Raw genomic sequence first — 17903 nt, forward strand, 5'->3', positions numbered from 1 at the left:
CTCCCTCAAGCGTATTCATATGGCTTGATCACCAAATGGGTTCGTTTCTGGGCAGGGGCGGCGATTTCGAGGCGGCGGGTCAGGCCTCGCGGTCGTAGCGGAAGGCATCCGCCACCCGCGGCATCCCGATCCGATCGTAGAAGCTGACGGCCCCGGGGGCGGCCGTCAGCAGGAGCGAGGCCTGCGGCCCGACTGCCGCTCGGGTGGCGGCGAGGAGGCCGCGTCCGATCCCGAGCCCCTGCGCGGAGCGGCTCACCGCGAGGTCCGAGAGATAGGCGCAGAACACGAAATCCGTGAGCGTGCGCGCGACGCCGACGAGGTCGTCGTCCCGCCGGGCGGTGACGACGAGATCGGCCTGCGCCAGCATCCGGGCCAGGCGCGGTAGGTCGTCGGTCGGGCGGCGCACGGCGAGTCCGGACTCGATCAGGACGCGGCGGAACTCCGCCGCGTCGAGGTCCGGCTCGATGCCGTAGGCGACCGCCGGCACGCTCAGGCCGTCAGCGTCCCGTGGCAGTGCTTGTACTTCTTGCCCGAGCCGCAGGGACAAGGTTCGTTGCGCCCGACGCGGCCCCAGGTGGAGGAATCGTCCGGGTTGCGCTCGAGAACGGCGGTGTCCGTGGCCATCTCGCGTGCGGCGTAGCCGTAGGCGGGACCCGCGCCGCCGTCGCTACCCGTACCGGTGCCCGCCATCTCGTTCTCACCGGTGACGGGATCGAGGTGTTGGGCGAACATCGGCGGCAGGCCGGGTGGGGCGAAGGGGTTGTCGGCGCCCTCCGCGGGCGGCTCCTCGTACATGATCTCGATGCGCGAGAGCTGCTGCGTCACCTGCTCGCGCAGGGCGGCGACCAGGCTGTTGAACAGCTCGAACGCCTCGGACTTGTACTCGTTGAGGGGATCGCGCTGGGCGACGCCGCGCCAGCCCACCACCTGGCGCAGGTGGTCGAGGGTGACGAGGTGCTCGCGCCAGAGGTGGTCGAGAGTCTGCAGGAGCACCTGCTTCTCGACATAGGTCATCACCTCGGGCGTATTCTTCTCGGTGCGCCCGGCATAGGCCTCGTCAGCGGCCTGGCGCAGGCGGTCGCGCATCTCCTCGTCGGCGATGCCCTCCTCCTTGGCCCAGTCCTCCACCGGAACGTCGAGGTTGAGCACCGTCTGGACCCGCTCGCGCAGGCCCTCGATGTCCCACTGCTCGGCGTAGGCGTTCTCGGGCACGTGCACCGCCACGAGGTCGTCGACGACGCCGTGGCGCATCTCGTCCACGGTCTCGCGCACGCTGTCCTGGCCCATGAAGTCGCGGCGCTGCTCGAACACGACCTTGCGCTGGTCGTTCATGACGTTGTCGTACTTGAGCACGTTCTTGCGCATGTCGAAGTTGCGCGCCTCGACCTTCTGCTGCGCCTTCTCGATGGCCTTGTTGATCCAGGGATGGATGATCGCCTCGCCCTGCTCCAGGCCGAGGCGGGTCAGCATGCCGTCCATGCGGTCGGACCCGAAGATCCGCATCAGGTCGTCCTGGAGCGACAGGTAGAACTTCGAGCGGCCGGGATCGCCCTGGCGACCGGAGCGGCCACGCAGCTGGTTGTCGATTCGGCGGGATTCGTGGCGCTCGGTGCCGATGATGTAGAGGCCGCCCGGCAGGGCGACCTTGCGGCCCGCAGCCGGGTCGGCCGCCTCGCCCGAGGCCAGCACCTTGTCGCGGTTCTCCGCGATCTCCGCCTTGATCGCCTCGATCTTCGCGTTGCGCTCCAGCCCCTCGGGCACGCTGGCAAGCTCCTTCTCCACGCGCATCTCGACGTTGCCGCCGAGCTTGATGTCGGTGCCGCGCCCGGCCATGTTGGTGGCGATGGTGATGGCGCCGGGCACGCCGGCCTCGGCGACGATGTAGGCTTCCTGCTCGTGGAAGCGGGCGTTGAGCACGGCGAAGCGCTTCGTCACCCGGCCTTCGCGGGCAGCGGCGTAGACGTCCGTGAGGGCGTTGGGGTCCGAGTAGTCGAGCTGGCGGAAGCCTGCCTTGACCAGCATCTCGGCCAGGTGCTGCGACTTCTCGATCGAGCCGGTGCCGACCAGAATCGGCTGGTGGCGCGCATGCGCCTTCTCGATCTCGGCAATGATGCCGTCGTACTTCTCGGCCACCGTCCGGTAGACCTCGTCGTCCTCGTCGACGCGCTCGACCTCTTTGTTGGTCGGGATGTCGACGACCTCAAGCTTGTAGATCTCGGCGAACTCGTCGGCCTCGGTGGAGGCCGTACCGGTCATGCCGGCGAGCTTGGAATAGAGGCGGAAGTAGTTCTGGAAGGTGATCGAGGCCAGCGTCTGGTTCTCGGGCTGGATCGTCACCCGCTCCTTGGCCTCGAGCGCCTGGTGCAGGCCTTCCGAGTAGCGCCGGCCCTGCATCATGCGGCCGGTGAACTCGTCGATGATCACCACCTCGTCGTTCTTGACGATGTAGTCCTTGTCCAGGGTGAACAGGGTGTGGGCGCGCAAGGCCAAGTTCACGTGGTGGACGAGGCTGACGTTGTGCGCGTCGTAGAGGTCGCCCTCCTTGAGGAGATCAGCCCCGCGCAGGAGGTCCTCGACGAACTCGTTGCCGCTCTCGGTCAGCGAGACCGTGCGCTGCTTCTCGTCGAGATCGTAATGCTCCCGCTCGAGATGCGGCATCAGCGCATCGACCGAGACGTAGAGCTCGGAGCGGTCGTCGACCGGGCCGGAGATGATCAGCGGGGTCCGGGCCTCGTCGATTAGGATCGAATCGACCTCGTCGACGATCGCGAAGTTGTGCCCGCGCTGGGACAGCTGGCTGAGCTCGTACTTCATGTTGTCGCGCAGGTAGTCGAACCCGAACTCGTTGTTCGTGCCGTAGGTGATGTCGGCGGCGTAGGCCTCCTTCCGCTGGCCGTCGTCGAGCCCGTGCACGATGGTGCCGACGGTGAGGCCGAGGAAGCGGTAGACCCGGCCCATCCACTCCGCGTCGCGGGCGGCCAGGTAGTCGTTCACCGTGACCACGTGGACGCCCAGCCCCGAGAGGGCATTGAGGTAGACCGGCAGGGTCGCCACCAGGGTCTTGCCCTCGCCGGTGCGCATCTCGGCGATTCCGCTCTCGTGGAGCACCATGCCGCCGATGAGCTGCACGTCGAAGTGGCGCTGGCCGAGCACGCGCTTGGCCGCCTCGCGCACGGTGGCGAAGGCGGGCACGAGGATGTCATCGAGCGTCTTGCCGGCGGCGAGCTCGGCCTTCAGCATGTCGGTGCGGGCGCGGAGCTGGTCGTCCGAGAGCGCAGCGACCTGCGGCTCCAGGGCGTTGATCTCGGCCACACGGGGACGATAGCCCTTCACGCGCCGGTCGTTGGACGAGCCGAAAATCTTCTTGGCGAGGGCACCGAGCATCGTGAACCTACGGTCGATCGAAAAGTCTGAAGGCGAATGTTGGCCGGGCTTATAGAGGTAAACACGGGCCGGCGCATCCGAAAGAGCCGGCCCGCGTCCACACCGGGGTATCGGGTGGGGCCGGGTCGGCGCGGGGCAAGCGGAGGACGCCGAGTGGCCGCATACCCGGAGGGGCGCTGAGCCGGCTTTGACCCGGCCAACGCGGACGCGCCGCGTTTCGATCCGGGGCGTGATTCGCCCGCGCGAACCCCGTGGGCCGGATTCGGCGCCGGGGTGCCGTGGCCCCGGTTCTCATGGTCTCAGTCCTCATACGAAGGATCCGGGCGCGCGTGTCCGGGCCGCTCGCGGGATCTCCCCGCATCGTGATCGCCCGACGCACCCGTCGCCGCGACGGGAGAGGGAACGGCGTGAGGGTGCGTCGCGTGCGCGGCGAACGGGAGCCTGGATTCGGCCGCTCGACGCTGCGGCCGTGCTTGCCATCGGGGGGTGCACGCGCCACCTGATGACGCGGCCAATCCGCGGCCCCCGGCCGCACCTCGCTCGACCGCCCCCTGCGACGACCTCCGACCGGCCCCGTGCCGGGACGTGGGCGGCGCTCCCAAGGACGCCTCCATGACGATGATCAAGTCCCTTTCGCGCTCCGGACTCCTGCGCACGGGCCTCCTGCGCACGGGCGCCGTCGCCCTGGCGCTCGGCCTGCCGCTGGCCTCGGCCCGGGCACAGGCGCCGGCCGCCCCGGCACCGGCCGCAGCACCCGTCGCTCCCGAGACCGTGGTGGCGAAGGTGAACGGGGCACCGATCACCGCGGGAGACCTCGCCATCGCGGCCGAAGATCCCGCCCTCTCTCTGCCCGGCGTCGACGACGCCCAGAAGAAAGCTCTCCTCGTCGACTACATGATCGACCTCAAGGTCGGGGCCCAGGCGGCCGAAGCCGCCAAGATCGGTGATTCGCCGGATTTCCAGCGCAAGCTCGCCTACTTCAAGGACAAGCTCCTCCTCGACGAGTACCTGGAGCGCGAGGCCAAGAAGGCGGCGACGCCGGAGGCGGCCAAGGCCCTCTACGACCAGACCGTCAAGGCGATGAAGCCCGAGGAGGAGGCCCACGCCCGCCACATCCTCGTGGAGAGCGAGGACGAGGCCAAGAAGATCGCGGCGCGGATCAAGGGCGGCGAGGACTTCGCCCGGGTCGCGGCCGAGGTGTCGAAGGATCCTGGTTCGAAGACCGAGGGCGGCGACCTCGGCTGGTTCACCAAGGAGCGCATGGTCGCTCCCTTCGCCGAGGCCGCCTTCAAGATGAGCCCGGGGCAGGTGTCCGATCCGGTCAAGACCCAGTTCGGCTGGCACGTGATCAAGCTCGAGGAGAAGCGCACCAAGCCGGTCCCGACCTTCGATGAGATGAAGGAGCAGGTGGACCAGTACCTGACCCGCAAGGCGCAGCAGGACCTGATCCTGAAACTGCGCGAGGGGGCCAAGATCGAGCGAACGGCGGCCGCTCCGGCCGTGGCGCCCGCCCCGGCTCAGAAGGCGCCGTAACCCGCCTCAGGCGACTCGCCCTGCCTAAGGCGACTTGCCCTGCCTCAGGCGACTCGGAGCAGCGGGTGCGGTGCGGGCTCGGTCCGCCCGCGCCCGTTGCGCTTGGCTTGGTAGAGCGCTGCATCCGCCCGGCTGAGCAGGGCATCGAGCCGGCGTCCCGACGCCACGGCGGCGGAGCCCTCCTCCGGCACCGCCAGACCGATGCTGACGCCGATCGCAAGGTGCGGCAATTCCGGCACGGCGATCCGGGCCACGGCGCGACGCAGGAACTCGGCCTTGGTCAAGGCCTCCTCCGGGGTGAGTCCGCGCAGGAGGCAGGCGAATTCCTCGCCGCCCATCCGACCGAAGATCGCGGAGCCCGGCAGCAGCGCCGACACGGCGTGGCAAAATCCGACGAGGACGCCATCGCCCACCGCGTGGCCGTGCCGGTCGTTGATGCGCTTGAAGTGGTCGAGGTCGAACAGGAGCAGGGTGATGGTACCGCCCTCCCCCAGCGCAGCCTCGGCCCGGGCCACGAAGGCGCGCCGGCTGAGGATGCCGGTGAGCGCGTCGGTGTCGGCAGCGAGGCGCTGCAGGCGCTCCGCGCGCTCCTTCGTCAGCGACATGAACACGAAGGCGATCGCCAGGGTGAAGAGCATGCCGGCGAGGCACAGGATGGTCAGCCAGGGCGTCTGCAGCGGATTCGGTTTGGTCTGCGGCGGCGCGACGAGCGCGAGGGGCACGCGGATCCAGTAGGCGCAGGTGTAGATCAGCAGCAGGGCGACGCCGGGATAGCGCGACACCAGAGGTTCGGCCCGGGCCCGCCAGATCTCGCGAGCGGCCAGCAGGCAGAAACCTCCCGCGAGGCTCGAGGCCAGCATCACCCGGGCGGGAACCGAGGCGAAGAACGCCGGGACCAGGCAACTCGTCCCCCAGAGCGCGATCGCCACTGCGATCGGTGCGAAGCGGGCGCGCCGTCCCTCGAACGCGCGGGTCCCGGTCCAGATCAGGCCATAGGCCCCGATCATCACGCCGTTGGCGACCCCGATCGAGACCCAGTCCGGAATCATCCCGCGCAGGGACAGCAAGGCCGAGGCCATCGCGCCGGTGATGTGGGCGACGCCCCAGATCGCCAGGGCGTGGACGTGGCGGGCCTGGCTCCAGGACAGCAGAAACAGGCTGCCGACCATGAAGGTCAGGATCACGGTCACGAGCAGAAGGGTCGAGGCATCGAGCAGCATCGATCGGTTCCGCCCCCTCGCTCGTTCGATGATCCAGAAGCCGCTCGCCCCTTCGGGACGGCGGACCAGCGTCCGAAGCTATTCTATACGATCATGGTTACCCAGATCTGGACGTCCGAGGCCCGTCGACGACCTCCGCGGATGGCGGGTCGTCACGGCTCCACCTTGCGCAGACCGGGACCGAGCGGCGTGATCCGGAGGGCGGTGATCCGGTTGCGGGCCTTGCGCAGGACCTGGAAGCGGAAGCCGTGGAAGTTGAAAGCTGTCCCGGTGTCGGGAATCGCCCGGGCCTCGTGGATGACGAGCCCCGCGATGGTGGTGGCCTCGTCGTCGGGCAGGTCCCAGTCCATGGCCCGGTTGAGGTCGCGGATCGGCACGCTGCCGTCGGCATGCACCGAGCCGTCGCCCTGGGCCCGCACCCCGGAGACGGTGACGTCGTGCTCGTCGGCGATGTCGCCCACGATCTCTTCGAGGATATCTTCCAGGGTCACGAGGCCCATCACCTCGCCGTACTCGTCGACCACCAGGGCGAAGTGGGTCTTCTTGGCGAGGAAGGCCTTGAGCTGGTTGCGCAGGGAGGTGGTGTCCGGCACGAACCAGGTCTCCAACGCCAGGGCCTCGACCTTGAGACCGGCGGCGTCGCCGCCAGCGGCGTCCAGCGCCCGGAGGAGATCCTTGGCGTGCAGCACGCCCACGATGTTCTCCGTCGTGCCGCGCCAGAGGGGCATGCGCGTGTAGGGCGAGGCCAGCACTGCGCGCACGATCTCCTCCGAGGGCAGGTCGACATCGATGGTGCGCATCTTGGTGCGGTGGACCATCACCTCCGAGACGGTGAGGTCCGACAGGTCGAGGAGACCGCCGAGCATGTCGCGCTCGGCCTTGGCCACGCCACCCTCGCGATGGAGCAGGGCGACCTGGCCGCGGATCTCGTCGGTGGCCGACAGGATGGTCTGGCGCTCGCCGATCCGGACGCCGAAGGGACGGAGCATGCCGCGCACCAGGGCCTCGATGGCGAGCGCCGCCGGCCCGAGCAGGGCCACCGCGAAGGCCACCGGCCGGGCCATGACCAGGGCGGCGCTGTCCGGCTTGTTGATCGCGAGGGTCTTGGGCAGCACCTCGGCGAAGATGATGACTAGGACCGACATCACCCCGGTGGCGTAGAGGATGCCGCTCTTGCCGAAGAGGGTGGTGAGCACGCCGGTGGTGAAGGCCGAGGCGCCGATCGCCACGATGTTGTAGCCGATGAGCATGGCGCCGATGAAGCGCTCGCGGCTCGCCATGATGGCGTTGACGAGGCGCGCGCGCGCGTCGCCGGCATTCTCCAGGGCCAGCATGCGGGCCCGGGACGCCGCCGTGAAGGCGGTCTCGGCGCCAGCGAAGAAGGCCGAGAGCAGGAGCGAGATGACCACGATGCTCGCGGCCAGCCAGAGATCGGTATGGGGTTCCATGCGTGCGATGCCGGAGGATGTCGTCAGGTCGAGCCGGTGCTTACCACGGCGCGGGCCGGGCCGTTCACGCCCCGTCGGTCCCGGCGATGAGTTCCTTGATGCGTCCGGCGAGCGACTCCATCACGAAGGGCTTGGTCAGCACCTGCATGCCGGGCGCGAGGTATCCGTTGCCCAGCACGGCGTTCTCGGCGTAGCCGGTGATGAACAGCACCTTCAGGCCAGGGCGTACGACCCGGCCTGCATCGGCCATCTGGCGGCCGTTCATGCCGCCGGGCAGGCCGACATCCGTCACCAGGAGGTCGAGCCGCACGTCCGATTCGAGCACCTTGAGGCCCGCCGCCCCGTCCGCCGCCTCGATGGCGGTGTAGCCGAGATCCTCCAGCACCTCGGTCACGAGCATCCGCACGGTGGGCTCGTCGTCGACGATGAGAACGGTCTGGCCCTGCTCGGCCCGGGGTGCGTTGCCGAGGTCGGCCTCCCCGTAGTGGCGGGGCAGGTAGAGGCATACCGTCGTGCCCTGGCCGACCTCCGAATAGATCCGCACCTGGCCGCCCGACTGATGGGCGAAGCCGTAGATCATCGACAGGCCGAGGCCGGTCCCCTCGCCCAGGGGCTTCGTCGTGAAGAACGGATCGAAGGCGCGGGCGATCACCTCCGGCGTCATGCCGGTGCCGGTATCGGTGACGCACAGGGAGAGGAATTGCCCCGGCTCCAGGTCCCGCTCGCGGGCCGCGCGGAGATCAAGCCACTTGTTGGCCGTCTCGATGGTGATGCGGCCGCCCTCCGGCATGGCATCGCGGGCGTTGATGCAGAGGTTGAGGAGGGCGTTCTCGAGCTGGTTCGGATCGACCAGGGCGGTCCAGAGACCGGCTGCGCCGACCACCTCGATGGTCACCGCCGGCCCGACCGTGCGGCGCACCAGCTCCTCCATGCCGGCGATGAGGCCGTTCACGCTGGTGGGCCTGGGGTCGAGGGTCTGCCGGCGCGAGAAGGCGTGGAGGCGGTGCGTCAGGGCGGCGGCACGCTTGGCCGCGCCCTACGCCGCGTTGATGTAGCGATCGAGGTCTGTGTGATCCGTCCCTGCGCCATGTGGACCTGAAGCAGTTCGAGGCTGCCGGAGATCCCCGTGAGCAGGTTGTTGAAGTCGTAGGCCAGTCCGCCGGTGAGCTGGCCCACCGCCTCCATCTTCTGCGCCTGGCGCAGGGCCTCCTCGGTCCGGCGCTGGTCGGTGATGTCCCGTCCGATGACGGTGAAGGTCTCTCCGTCGGGAGCCGCCGTCCACATCACCGTGCGCCGGTCACCCGCCTTCGTGAAGACGCGGTCGACGAAGCCGGTCACGGTCTCGCCCCGCGCGAGACGGCGGACAACCTCGGCCGTCTCGGCATGGTCGGCCGGATCGATCAACGCCGCGAAGGGCCGGCCGAGCAGGGCGTCCTCGTCCCAGCCGAGGGTGCGGCCCCAGGCCGGGTTGATGGTCTTCAGGTAGCCGTCGAGCCCGGCGGTCCCCATCAGGTCGGTGGTGGTCTCTCAGATGCGGTCGCGCTCGCGGGTGCGGCTCTCGACCTGGCGCTCCAGGCTGCTGTTCAGGCGCGCCAGTTCGGCGCTCGTGACCTTCTGGTCGTCGATGTCGGTGCTGGTGCCGACCCAGCGCAGGATGGTGCCGTCGGCCGCCCGGATCGGCTCGGCCCGCACCAGGAACCAGCGATAGGCGTCGTCGTCGCGGCGGATGCGGAACTCGTCGGCGTAGGGCCGGCCGTCTTCGAGGCAGGCCTCCCAGGCCTCCACCGCCGCGCGGTCCGCGGGGTGGACGAGGGCGGCCCAGGCCGCGCCGCGGACCCCGTCGAGGGCGGGGCCGCAATAGGCGGCGCAGGCGGCGTTGAACCAATCAAGGGCACCGGTGGCGGAGACCGCCCAGACGTGGATCGGGACCGCCTGTGCGAAGGCGTGGAACTGCGCGTCGCTCGCCCGTCGCGCGGAGGTCGCGCGGCTGCGCTCGGTGGCCGCCGGCACGCGCTCGGCGACGTTGCGCATGAAGGCAAGCTCTTCGGGCGACCAGGACCGGGCGGTGGCATGGTTCAGATAGAGAAGCGCGACGAAGCCGCCGTGCTCAGTCAGCGGCATGTTGACGAAAGAGTGCGCGCTGATCGCCTTCAAGGCCTCGGCGCCGGAGGCGGTGCGCGAGTCGGCGTCGGCATCGCTGCAGATCACGGTCTCGCCGCGCTTCAGATCTTCGATGTAGGAGCCGTAATCGCGAAAGTGCAGGGTCCCGGCGAGGCTCCGGATGCCGGGGGCGTTCCAGTCGCGCTCGATCAGGATGGTCTCCGCCACGGCGTCGATGGTGCCGTAGCCGGCCCGGCTGACGCCGAGGGTGGTTCCGAGGATTTCCGCGGCCACGTACGCGATGGCGGCGGTGTCGTCGAGGTCGCGCAGGCGGTCTCCGAGTTCGGCCACCGCGATCCGCCGGGCCTCGGCGGCGCGGCGCTCCTCGACGTCGATGGCGAGGACGAAGAAGCCCTCCACCGCGCCGGCCTCGGTCCGGCGCGGGATGTACTGGATGGCGCAGGCTCGGAGGCGAGCGTGGCCGTCCGGCAGGACGCCGTCGCGGGCGATGGTCTCGCCGGCCAGCGCCCGGTCCATGTCGGAGCGGTGCTGCGCGAAGATCTCGGGGCCGAGCACCTCGCGGGCGGGGCGACCGACCAGGGTGTCGACGCCGCGCCCGAACCAGGTCTTGTAGGCGCGGTTGTTGAACCGGTGGGTTTAGTCGCGGTCGAGATAGGCCACGAGCACCGGCAGCGCGTCGGTGATGAGGCGCAGCTCCGCCTCGCGCTGTGCCGCCGGCGCGCCGCGCAGGCGGGCGAGCTCGGCCTCCAGCGCGGCGATGCGGCGATGCAGGTCCTCGGTCCCGGGATCGCTCAAGCGGCGCTCAGTTCGGCACTCAGGAAGGCGCGGACCTCGGCGCCGTCGATGCCGGGCGCAATGAAGCTCTGGCCGATGCCGCGCGCCAGGATGAAGGTCAGCGCGCCGTCGCGGACCTTCTTGTCCTGCGCCATCGCCGCCACGAGGGCGTCGGCGTCGCCGCAGCCGCCGGGCACCGCCTGGAGCCGGGTCGGCAGGCCGGCGAGCGCGAGGTGGTTGGCGACGCGGCCCGCGTCCTGGCCCGGGCACAGGCCGAGGCGGGCGGAGAAGCGGAAGGCCAGCGCCAGCCCGATCGCCACAGCCTCGCCGTGGACGAGGCGGGCGGACTCGTAGCCGGTCAGGCGCTCCAGGGCGTGCGCGAAGGTGTGGCCGAGGTTGAGCAGGGCCCGCTCGCCGTCCTCGCGCTCGTCGCGCACCACCACGCCGGCCTTGGAGCGGCAGCAGATCGCCACCGCCTCGTCGCGCTCCGGCCCGCCCGCGAAGATGCCGGCCCAGTGCGCCTCGCACCAGTCGAAGAAGGCGGCGTCGTTGATGAGGCCGTACTTGGCCACCTCGGCGTAGCCCGCCCGCATCTCCCGCTCCGACAGGGTGTCGAGGGTGGCGGTATCGGCGAGCACCAGGCGGGGCTGGTGGAAGGCGCCGATGAGATTCTTGCCGTGGGGCGAGTTGATCCCGGTCTTGCCACCGACCGAGGAATCGACCTGGGCAAGGAGGCTCGTGGGCGCCTGCACGAAGCGCACGCCGCGGCGCAGGGTGGCGGCCGCGAAGCCCGCGAGGTCGCCGACGACGCCGCCGCCGAGGGCCACCACGAGGTCGTTGCGCTCGACCTTGTGGGCGAGGAGCCCGTCGCAGACCGCCGCATAGGTGGCATAGGATTTCGAGGCCTCGCCCGGGGCGACGGTCACGAGGCCCGAGCGCAGGCCCGCCGCCGCGAGGCCGTCCTGCAGGCGCGCGCCGTAGAGGGCGGCCACGTTGGTGTCGGAGACGATCACCGCCGCCTTCGCCCCGAGGGCGGCCACGTGCCGGCCGGCCTCGTCGAGGAGGCCGCGTCCGATCAGGATGTCGTAGGCGCGCCCCTGGTCGAGGGGAACGGCCACGGTGAGGCGGTCGGTCACTGGGCTGCGATCCCGGTCTGCGAGGGGCGGTTCAGGTAGGCGTCGAGTGCTTCCATGACGTCCTGCACGACCCGGTCGTGGGCGACGTCGCGGGAGATCACCTCCACGTCGGCCGTGGCGTAGACCGGATGGCGCTGGGCCATGAGCTGGCGCAGGGTCTCCTCCGGGTCCTCGGTCTGGAGCAGCGGGCGCCCGCCGCGCTTGCGCACCCGGCGCATCAGCACGTCGAGCTCGGCCTTGAGCCAGATCGAGACGCCGCCCTCGGCGATGCGGGCGCGGGTGGTTTCGCGCATGAAGGCGCCGCCGCCGGTGGCGAGCACCAGGGGCCCCTCGCGCATCAGGCGGGCGATGACCCGCTCCTCGCCATCGCGAAAGCTCGGCTCGCCGTAGATCGCAAAGATGTCCGGGATCGTCAGTTTGGCCGCCGTCTCGATCTCGTTGTCGGCGTCCTTGAACATCAGGCCGAGGCGCGTGGCCAGGCGCCGGCCGACGGTGCTCTTGCCGGCGCCCATGAGGCCGACGAGCACGATCGACCGGTGACCGAGGGCCCGGCGCAGGCGCAGTTCGATCGGCTCGCCGGCGGCGGCGGCCGGCGGTTCACCCGGGGGCGGGACGCCGCCCTGAGGAGGGACTTCGGTCATCAGGGACATCTACACATCGTTGGGCGGGTCTTAGCGCGTTTTCCGGTGGGGGCGAAGCACCCGGGACGGCGCGCGCACCGGAATGCCGCGCCGCCTGTGGCCGCGAAGTCATTGCCTTCGGCGTCGGCCCGTGATGCAACCCCAAGCTTGTCGTCAGCCACATCCGGCACCTGAAGCCGTCTGGCCCCCGAGGCGCGCTCACGTTCCCAGCGCCGCACGATCGAGGTTCGTCCGAGTGCCGACCCTGTTCCGTTTCCTCGCCACCCTCGCCATCCTGGCCGGGCTCGCCTTCGCGGGGATGTTCGCGCTGGCGACCTTCGTGGTGCCGACGCCGCGCGAGATGAGCGTGACCATCCCCGCCTCGAAGCTCCAGCCGCCGAACCGGTGACGCGGGCACCGACCCCTCCTCCGAACCGGGCCGCCAAGATTCCTGCGGCCGAGATGCCTGCGGTCGAGATCCCCGCGGGCGAAATGTCCGCGGGCGACGTCCTGATCCGCGACTACCTCGATATGCTCGCCGCCGAGCGGGGCGCGGCCGCCAACACCCTCGCGGCCTACCGGCGCGACCTCGCCGACTACCTCTCCGCCCTGGCGCGGGGCGGGCACGACCCCGTCGCGATGGAGGCGGCTCCCGTGCGGGCCTACCTCGCCGACCTCGAGACGCGCGGCCTCTCGGCCGCCTCGGCGGCCCGACGCCTGTCCTGCATCCGGGGCTTCCACCGCTTCCTCTACGCCGAGGGCCTGGCCGAGGACGATCCCAGCGCCCCGATCGGCGGCCCGCGCCGGGTCCGGGCCCTGCCCAAGGTGCTCTCGGTGGCGGAGGTCGACCGGCTGCTGGCGGTGGCGCGCCAAGGGGCGACCGGCCGAGGGACGACAGAAGATGGCGCGGCCGGTGATGGGGCGGCGGCGCGTGCGCGGGGCACGCGCCTGCTCTGCCTGATCGAGCTCCTCTACGCGACGGGCCTGCGCGTCTCGGAACTCGTCGCCCTGCCCCGGGCGGCGGCCTCCACGAAGGAGCGCTACCTGGTGGTCAAGGGCAAGGGCGGACGCGAGCGGCTGGTGCCCCTCACGGAGATCGCCCGGAGCGCCATGCGCGACCACCTCGCCCACCTGCGCGCCGACGGCCCCTGGCTGTTCCCCGCCGACAGCGAGAGCGGGCACCTGACCCGGCAGTCGTTCGCCCGTGATCTGAAGACGGTGGCGGCGGCGGCCGGCCTCCGGGCGGACCGGGTCAGCCCGCACGTGCTGCGCCACGCCTTCGCGAGCCACCTCCTGCAGAACGGCGCGGACCTGCGCATCGTCCAGGAGCTTCTCGGCCACGCCGACATCTCGACGACGCAGATCTACACCCACGTCCTCGACGAGCGCCTGAAGAGCATGGTCCGCGACCTGCATCCGCTGATGGACGCGTGAGACCCGGCGGCGGCACGGGGCCGTCGCCGGACATCCCCCCAGGCCTGGCTGACGACCCGGAAGGGCGCCTCAGCCCTCCGCCTCCTCATGCAGGGTGTCCTCGATATAAAGCTGCGCCAGCAGCACCTTGGCCACCGCCATCAGCGGCAGAGCCAGGGCGATGCCCCAGAGGCCGAAGATCACGCCGAGCACGAGCTGCCCGGCGAAGATCGTGGCCGGGGGGATGTCGAGGGCCTGCTTCTGGATGAAGGGCGTCAGCCCGTAGCTCTCCAGGGTCTGCACCGCCAGGTAGACGCCGAGGGCCCCGAGGAGCGCGGTGGTTCCCGAGGCCAGGGAGGCCAGCAGGATCACGACGCCGGCGATGAGCGGTCCGATGGTCGGGATGAAGGCGAGCAGCCCGGCCTGGAGGCCGAGGATGAGGGCGCCGCCGATGCCCAGGAAGGCGAGGCCCGCCCAGGTACAGACGAAGATCACCGCCATGGTGATGAGCTGGCCGAACAGCCAGTGGCGCAAGGTCTCGCCCATGCCGTCGAGGAGGGCGGTGGCGCGGTCCCGGTGCGCCGGCGGCACGAAGCGCACGAGTCCGTCCCGGTAGGCGCCCGGATCCGCCGCCACCGAGAGGCCGAGGAAGATGATGACGAGGGCGTTGCCCAGCGCGCTGAACAGGCCGATCACCACGGTGGCCGCCGGCCCGAGCACGCTGCCGGCATCCGACAGCAGCGAGCCGGGGCTCTTCATCGCCCCCGAGGCGAGGCCCGCGAGGCCGCCCGACTTCTGGCCGGAGGCCACGGAATCGTCGTTGCGCTGAGGGCCCGAATCCCCTCCGCCGCCGGATTTCGCATCACCGCCGCCGGGGGCAACGGCCTTGCTCTCGCTGTCCTTGCTCTCGCCGCCCTTGTTTTCGCCGCCCTTGCCCGGGGCGATCTCGGGCACGTCGATGCCGTAATCCTTCAGCCGGTCGCGCACGGTGCCGGCCTGGGACGCCACGGTCTGGCCGAGGTCCCGCCCCTGCTGCACGATCGTGGCGCCCCCGAAGGCGATGAGGGCGAGGGTCAGGCCGGCGAGCACGAGGCTGACGAGGCTGAGGCGCAGGCCCCGGCTTCCCGGCAGGACCTTGCCGAGAAGCCGCGTCAGGCCGTCGAGGAAGACGCCGAGCAGGATGCCGGCGAAGACGAGGAGCAGCGTCGAGGCCGCCATCCAGGCGAGCGCCAGGACGGCGATGAAGGCCACGACGGCGATGCCGGAGACGGCGAGGGACCAGCGGCGCGGGCGCGGGCCGGCGGGCTCCTCGCTGAGGAAGGGAATGGCCATGAACGGTGTGAACTCCTGGCATGCCGGGTCTGGCACGCGGATGTCGGACGGGTCTCCGGGCAGGCCCGGCCGCGCTGCGCCCGGCCCATCCTGCGGGAGGATGTCGCCAGCTCAGCTTGGGTTCCGCCGCTTGGTGCCGTGACCGGCCGGCATCCGCGCACCGCTAGCGCGGGGCGCCGGCTTCCTGATCCCAGCGCGCGGCGGCGTGGTCGTCGGCCTCCGTCGCCTCGACCCAGCCGCCCGTGGTGCCGTCGGCGAGGTGCTCGCGCTTCCAGAACGGGGCCCGCGTCTTGAGGTAATCCATCAGGAAGCTCGCGGCCTCGAAGGCGGCGATCCGGTGGCTGGACGCGGTGACCACGAGGACGATGCCCTCCCCCGGGGCGACGAGGCCGTGGCGGTGGATCACGCACACGCCCTGGAGCGGCCAGCGCGCGCGGGCGGTCTCGACCACCCGGCCGATCTCCGCCTCGGCCATCCCGGGATAGTGCTCGAGCTCGAGTCCCGTGAGGCGACCGCCCTCGTCGCGGCACAGGCCCGTGAAGGTGACGATGGCTCCGGCGCTGCCGCCGAGATCGCGGGTGAGCCGGGCGATCTCGGCGCTCGCGTCGAAGGGTGCGCTCTGGATGCTGACATCGGACATGGGCTTCCCCGGGCTGGTCTCGGAACGGCGGGTGGGAACAGAGCGGGTGGGAACAGAGCGGGTGGGTACAAGGAGAGTGAAGAAGGGAGGTGGGAACAGGCGGTCGAAACTAGGGGTCGGGAACCGGGGCTTGGGCGGACCGCGTTCGGGCGGTACACCCTTGACGAGGCCCGGCGAACCTGCCCTCACGGGCACGGGCGCTCTATGCCCCCGAACGCCCGGCGACACCACCGGGATGCGAAGGACATTTTCGCTGTGACCCCAGACCTGATCCTGCCCCATGACGGCGTCCTGCCGGTGTTCTCGGCCCGTCCGGTCTGGTGCGGCCGCGCGAGCACGGTGATCGGCGACGCCACCCTCGGCGCCCAGGCCTGGCTCGGCGACCACAGCGTGATCCGCGCCGACGGCGACCGGATCGTCATCGGCGAGCGCTTCTGGCTCGGCCACCGCTCCACCGTCCACATCGCCACCAACACCTATCCGACCCTGATCGGCGACCGGGTGACGGTGGGCCGCAATGCCGTGGTGCATGCCTGCACCGTCGGCTCGGACGTGGTGATCGAGGACGACGCCATCGTGCTCGACGGGGCGAGCGTGGAGAGTGGCGTGCTGATCGAGGCGGGGGCCACCGTCTTCCCGCGGGCGCACCTCGCCGCCGGCTTCGCCTATGCGGGCAGCCCCGCCAAGCCGGTGCGGGCGATCAGCCTGCCGGAGATCGCCGAGCAGGCGGAGCGCCTGCGCGAGGCCTCCGGCGACCTGCCGGCCCCGCCGGCCGCCGATGAGCCGGAACACGATCCCAGCGTCTACGTCGCCCGCACCGCGCGCCTGCGCGGCCGGATCGCCCTCGGGGCCGGCTCCACGGTGCTGTTCTCCTGCGACCTCCACGCCGAGGTCGGTCCCATCGTGGTCGGAGCCAACACCAACATCCAGGACAACACGGTCATCCGGACCCGGGGCGAGGGCGTCGTCCTGGGACGCGACACCACGGTCGGGCACAATGTCCGCCTGTCCGACTGCCGCATCGGCGCGCGCGGCCTCATCGGCATCGGCTGCGTCGTCGCCCCCGGCACCGTGATCGCGGACGACGTGCTGCTGGCCGCCGGCGCCACCACCGACCCGGGCCAGCTCCTGGAGGGCGGCCATCTCTGGGGCGGGCGCCCGGCCCGCATCCTCGGGCCCCTCGATGCCGAGAAACGCGCCATGATGGCCCGGGTGGTCGAGGGCTATGTGGCCCACGGCGTGGCCTATCGGCAGGCGGAAGCGGCGCTGCCATAGCCCCTCCAGGCCGAGAAGATCGGCACCGTGGCAGGTATTGCCGCGCTGCTCAGGCCGCCGCGACAAGATCGGCGACCGGTCTCATCCCTGCATCACTTGAAAAATGGGACAGGGACGCATCGAAGTTTTTGGGAACGCCTTGCACCGAGCCGACGTTGTTCGGCCCCAGTTGCAGTGGTGCAAGGAGTTCTTCATGAAAGCCGTCACGCTCGCCCTCGCCAGCACGTTCGCCCTGACCACGATCGCTTTCGCCGCCGGCAGTGGTCCGGGATCCGCGAACAACGCACCGGGACAGGAGATGCAGCAGAACGGGTCTCAGTACGGCTCCCCCGGTGCCTCGGGTTACGCGCCCGGCCAGGAGAAGGGCGCGACCACGGGCTCGACCGGCCACTCAGGCATGGGGTCCCATGAATCCGGGGCCGGCACCGCGTCGGGCAGCACCGGCACGAAGTCCGGCGCCGGCAGCCGCTGACTCTGAAATCAGGAAGGGCCCCGAACGTGCCCCTTCTCATGTTCTGGCGATCGTGGGCACCGCTCAGGCGGCGCGCACGGTGGCCAGGAAGCGCTGGACCTCGGCGCTGAGGTGCTCGGACTGGCGCGAGAGCTCGGAGGCGGCGCCCAGTACCTGGGCGGCGGCCGCGCCGGTCTCCTCGGCCGCGCCCGCCACGCCCGCGATGTTGGTCGTCACCGCCCCCGTGCCCATCGCCGCCTGCGCCACGTTGCGCACGATCTCCTGGGTGGCCGCCCCCTGCTCCTCCACCGCCGCCGCGATCGTCGTTGCAACCCCGCTGATGTCCTGAATACGTGCGGTGATGCTGCCGATCGCCGAGACAGCGCGCGCTGTCGAGCCCTGGATCTGGGCGATATGCCCGCCGATCTCCTGCGTAGCCCGCGCCGTCTGGTTGGCCAGCTCCTTGACCTCGGCGGCCACCACCGCGAAGCCTCGGCCCGCCTCGCCGGCCCGCGCCGCCTCGATGGTGGCGTTGAGCGCCAGCAGGTTGGTCTGC

The 17903-nt window shown here is 70.8% G+C and carries 15 protein-coding genes and 1 pseudogene; 5 read left to right on the plus strand and 11 right to left on the minus strand.

Going from position 1 to position 17903, the window contains the following annotated elements; genetic code table 11:
• Positions 1–79: 79 nt before the first annotated feature.
• Complete coding sequence (locus tag ASF20_RS17445) at positions 80–493, minus strand: GNAT family N-acetyltransferase (RefSeq protein WP_056276676.1); 414 nt, start codon at positions 491–493, stop codon at positions 80–82.
• On the minus strand, positions 490–3384 hold the full coding sequence (gene secA, locus ASF20_RS17450) for a preprotein translocase subunit SecA (protein ID WP_056276192.1): 2895 nt from the start codon (positions 3382–3384) through the stop codon (positions 490–492). The genes ASF20_RS17445 and secA overlap by 4 nt, the downstream gene beginning before the upstream one ends.
• Positions 3385–4002: 618 nt before the next feature.
• On the opposite strand from secA, the gene ASF20_RS17455 reads away from it, so the two are divergent.
• A complete protein-coding gene (locus ASF20_RS17455; RefSeq protein ID WP_156389766.1) occupies positions 4003–4917 on the plus strand; it encodes a peptidylprolyl isomerase in 915 nt (304 codons plus the stop codon).
• A gap of 44 nt (positions 4918–4961) precedes the next feature.
• On the opposite strand, the gene ASF20_RS17460 is transcribed toward ASF20_RS17455, so the two are convergent.
• The 6 genes and pseudogenes from ASF20_RS17460 to ASF20_RS17485 all read right to left on the minus strand — a co-directional run bounded on the left by ASF20_RS17460 (position 4962) and on the right by ASF20_RS17485 (position 12257).
• Positions 4962–6137 carry a GGDEF domain-containing protein gene (locus tag ASF20_RS17460; RefSeq protein WP_056276198.1) on the minus strand — a complete coding sequence of 392 codons (1176 nt, stop codon included), beginning with the start codon at positions 6135–6137 and terminating at the stop codon, positions 4962–4964.
• 152 nt (positions 6138–6289) lie between these two features.
• Positions 6290–7585 (minus strand): HlyC/CorC family transporter, encoded by a 1296-nt coding sequence (locus ASF20_RS17465; RefSeq protein WP_056276201.1) that lies wholly within the window; start codon positions 7583–7585, stop codon positions 6290–6292.
• A gap of 64 nt (positions 7586–7649) precedes the next feature.
• Positions 7650–10285 (minus strand): annotated as a pseudogene (locus ASF20_RS25365) (PAS domain S-box protein).
• Positions 10286–10342: 57 nt separating this feature from the next.
• On the minus strand, positions 10343–10501 hold the full coding sequence (locus ASF20_RS24245) for a hypothetical protein (protein WP_156394042.1): 159 nt from the start codon (positions 10499–10501) through the stop codon (positions 10343–10345).
• A complete protein-coding gene (gene aroB, locus ASF20_RS17480) occupies positions 10498–11616 on the minus strand; it encodes a 3-dehydroquinate synthase (RefSeq protein WP_056276207.1) in 1119 nt (372 codons plus the stop codon). The genes ASF20_RS24245 and aroB overlap by 4 nt, the downstream gene beginning before the upstream one ends.
• Positions 11613–12257 carry a shikimate kinase gene (locus ASF20_RS17485; RefSeq protein WP_056211803.1) on the minus strand — a complete coding sequence of 215 codons (645 nt, stop codon included), beginning with the start codon at positions 12255–12257 and terminating at the stop codon, positions 11613–11615. The genes aroB and ASF20_RS17485 overlap by 4 nt, the downstream gene beginning before the upstream one ends.
• A 235-nt stretch (positions 12258–12492) precedes the next feature.
• Between ASF20_RS17485 and ASF20_RS17490 the strand changes: the two genes are divergently transcribed.
• Positions 12493–12645 (plus strand): hypothetical protein, encoded by a 153-nt coding sequence (locus tag ASF20_RS17490; RefSeq protein ID WP_055946764.1) that lies wholly within the window; start codon positions 12493–12495, stop codon positions 12643–12645.
• Positions 12646–12728: 83 nt separating this feature from the next.
• Entirely contained in the window at positions 12729–13670 is a 942-nt protein-coding gene (locus tag ASF20_RS17495; protein WP_056276679.1) for a site-specific tyrosine recombinase XerD, read from the plus strand.
• Positions 13671–13739: 69 nt separating this feature from the next.
• Here ASF20_RS17495 and ASF20_RS17500 read toward each other — a convergent pair whose 3' ends face one another.
• Positions 13740–14981 (minus strand): AI-2E family transporter, encoded by a 1242-nt coding sequence (locus ASF20_RS17500; protein ID WP_056276210.1) that lies wholly within the window; start codon positions 14979–14981, stop codon positions 13740–13742.
• A gap of 163 nt (positions 14982–15144) precedes the next feature.
• Positions 15145–15621 carry a molybdenum cofactor biosynthesis protein MoaE gene (locus tag ASF20_RS17505; RefSeq protein WP_056211581.1) on the minus strand — a complete coding sequence of 159 codons (477 nt, stop codon included), beginning with the start codon at positions 15619–15621 and terminating at the stop codon, positions 15145–15147.
• A gap of 255 nt (positions 15622–15876) precedes the next feature.
• On the opposite strand from ASF20_RS17505, the gene ASF20_RS17510 reads away from it, so the two are divergent.
• Together ASF20_RS17510 and ASF20_RS17515 are read left to right on the plus strand one after the other, a co-directional pair.
• Positions 15877–16896: a gamma carbonic anhydrase family protein gene (locus ASF20_RS17510; protein WP_056276213.1), complete on the plus strand. Its 1020-nt coding sequence runs from the start codon at positions 15877–15879 to the stop codon at positions 16894–16896.
• A gap of 193 nt (positions 16897–17089) precedes the next feature.
• Entirely contained in the window at positions 17090–17368 is a 279-nt protein-coding gene (locus tag ASF20_RS17515; protein ID WP_056276216.1) for a hypothetical protein, read from the plus strand.
• A gap of 63 nt (positions 17369–17431) precedes the next feature.
• Here the strand turns inward: ASF20_RS17515 and ASF20_RS17520 are convergent.
• Positions 17432–17903: methyl-accepting chemotaxis protein (locus ASF20_RS17520; RefSeq protein WP_244476471.1), on the minus strand; the 472-nt coding region annotated here is incomplete at its 5' end.

The sequence above is a fragment of the Methylobacterium sp. Leaf88 genome (assembly GCF_001422795.1).
Taxonomy (GTDB): Bacteria; Pseudomonadota; Alphaproteobacteria; order Rhizobiales; family Beijerinckiaceae; genus Methylobacterium.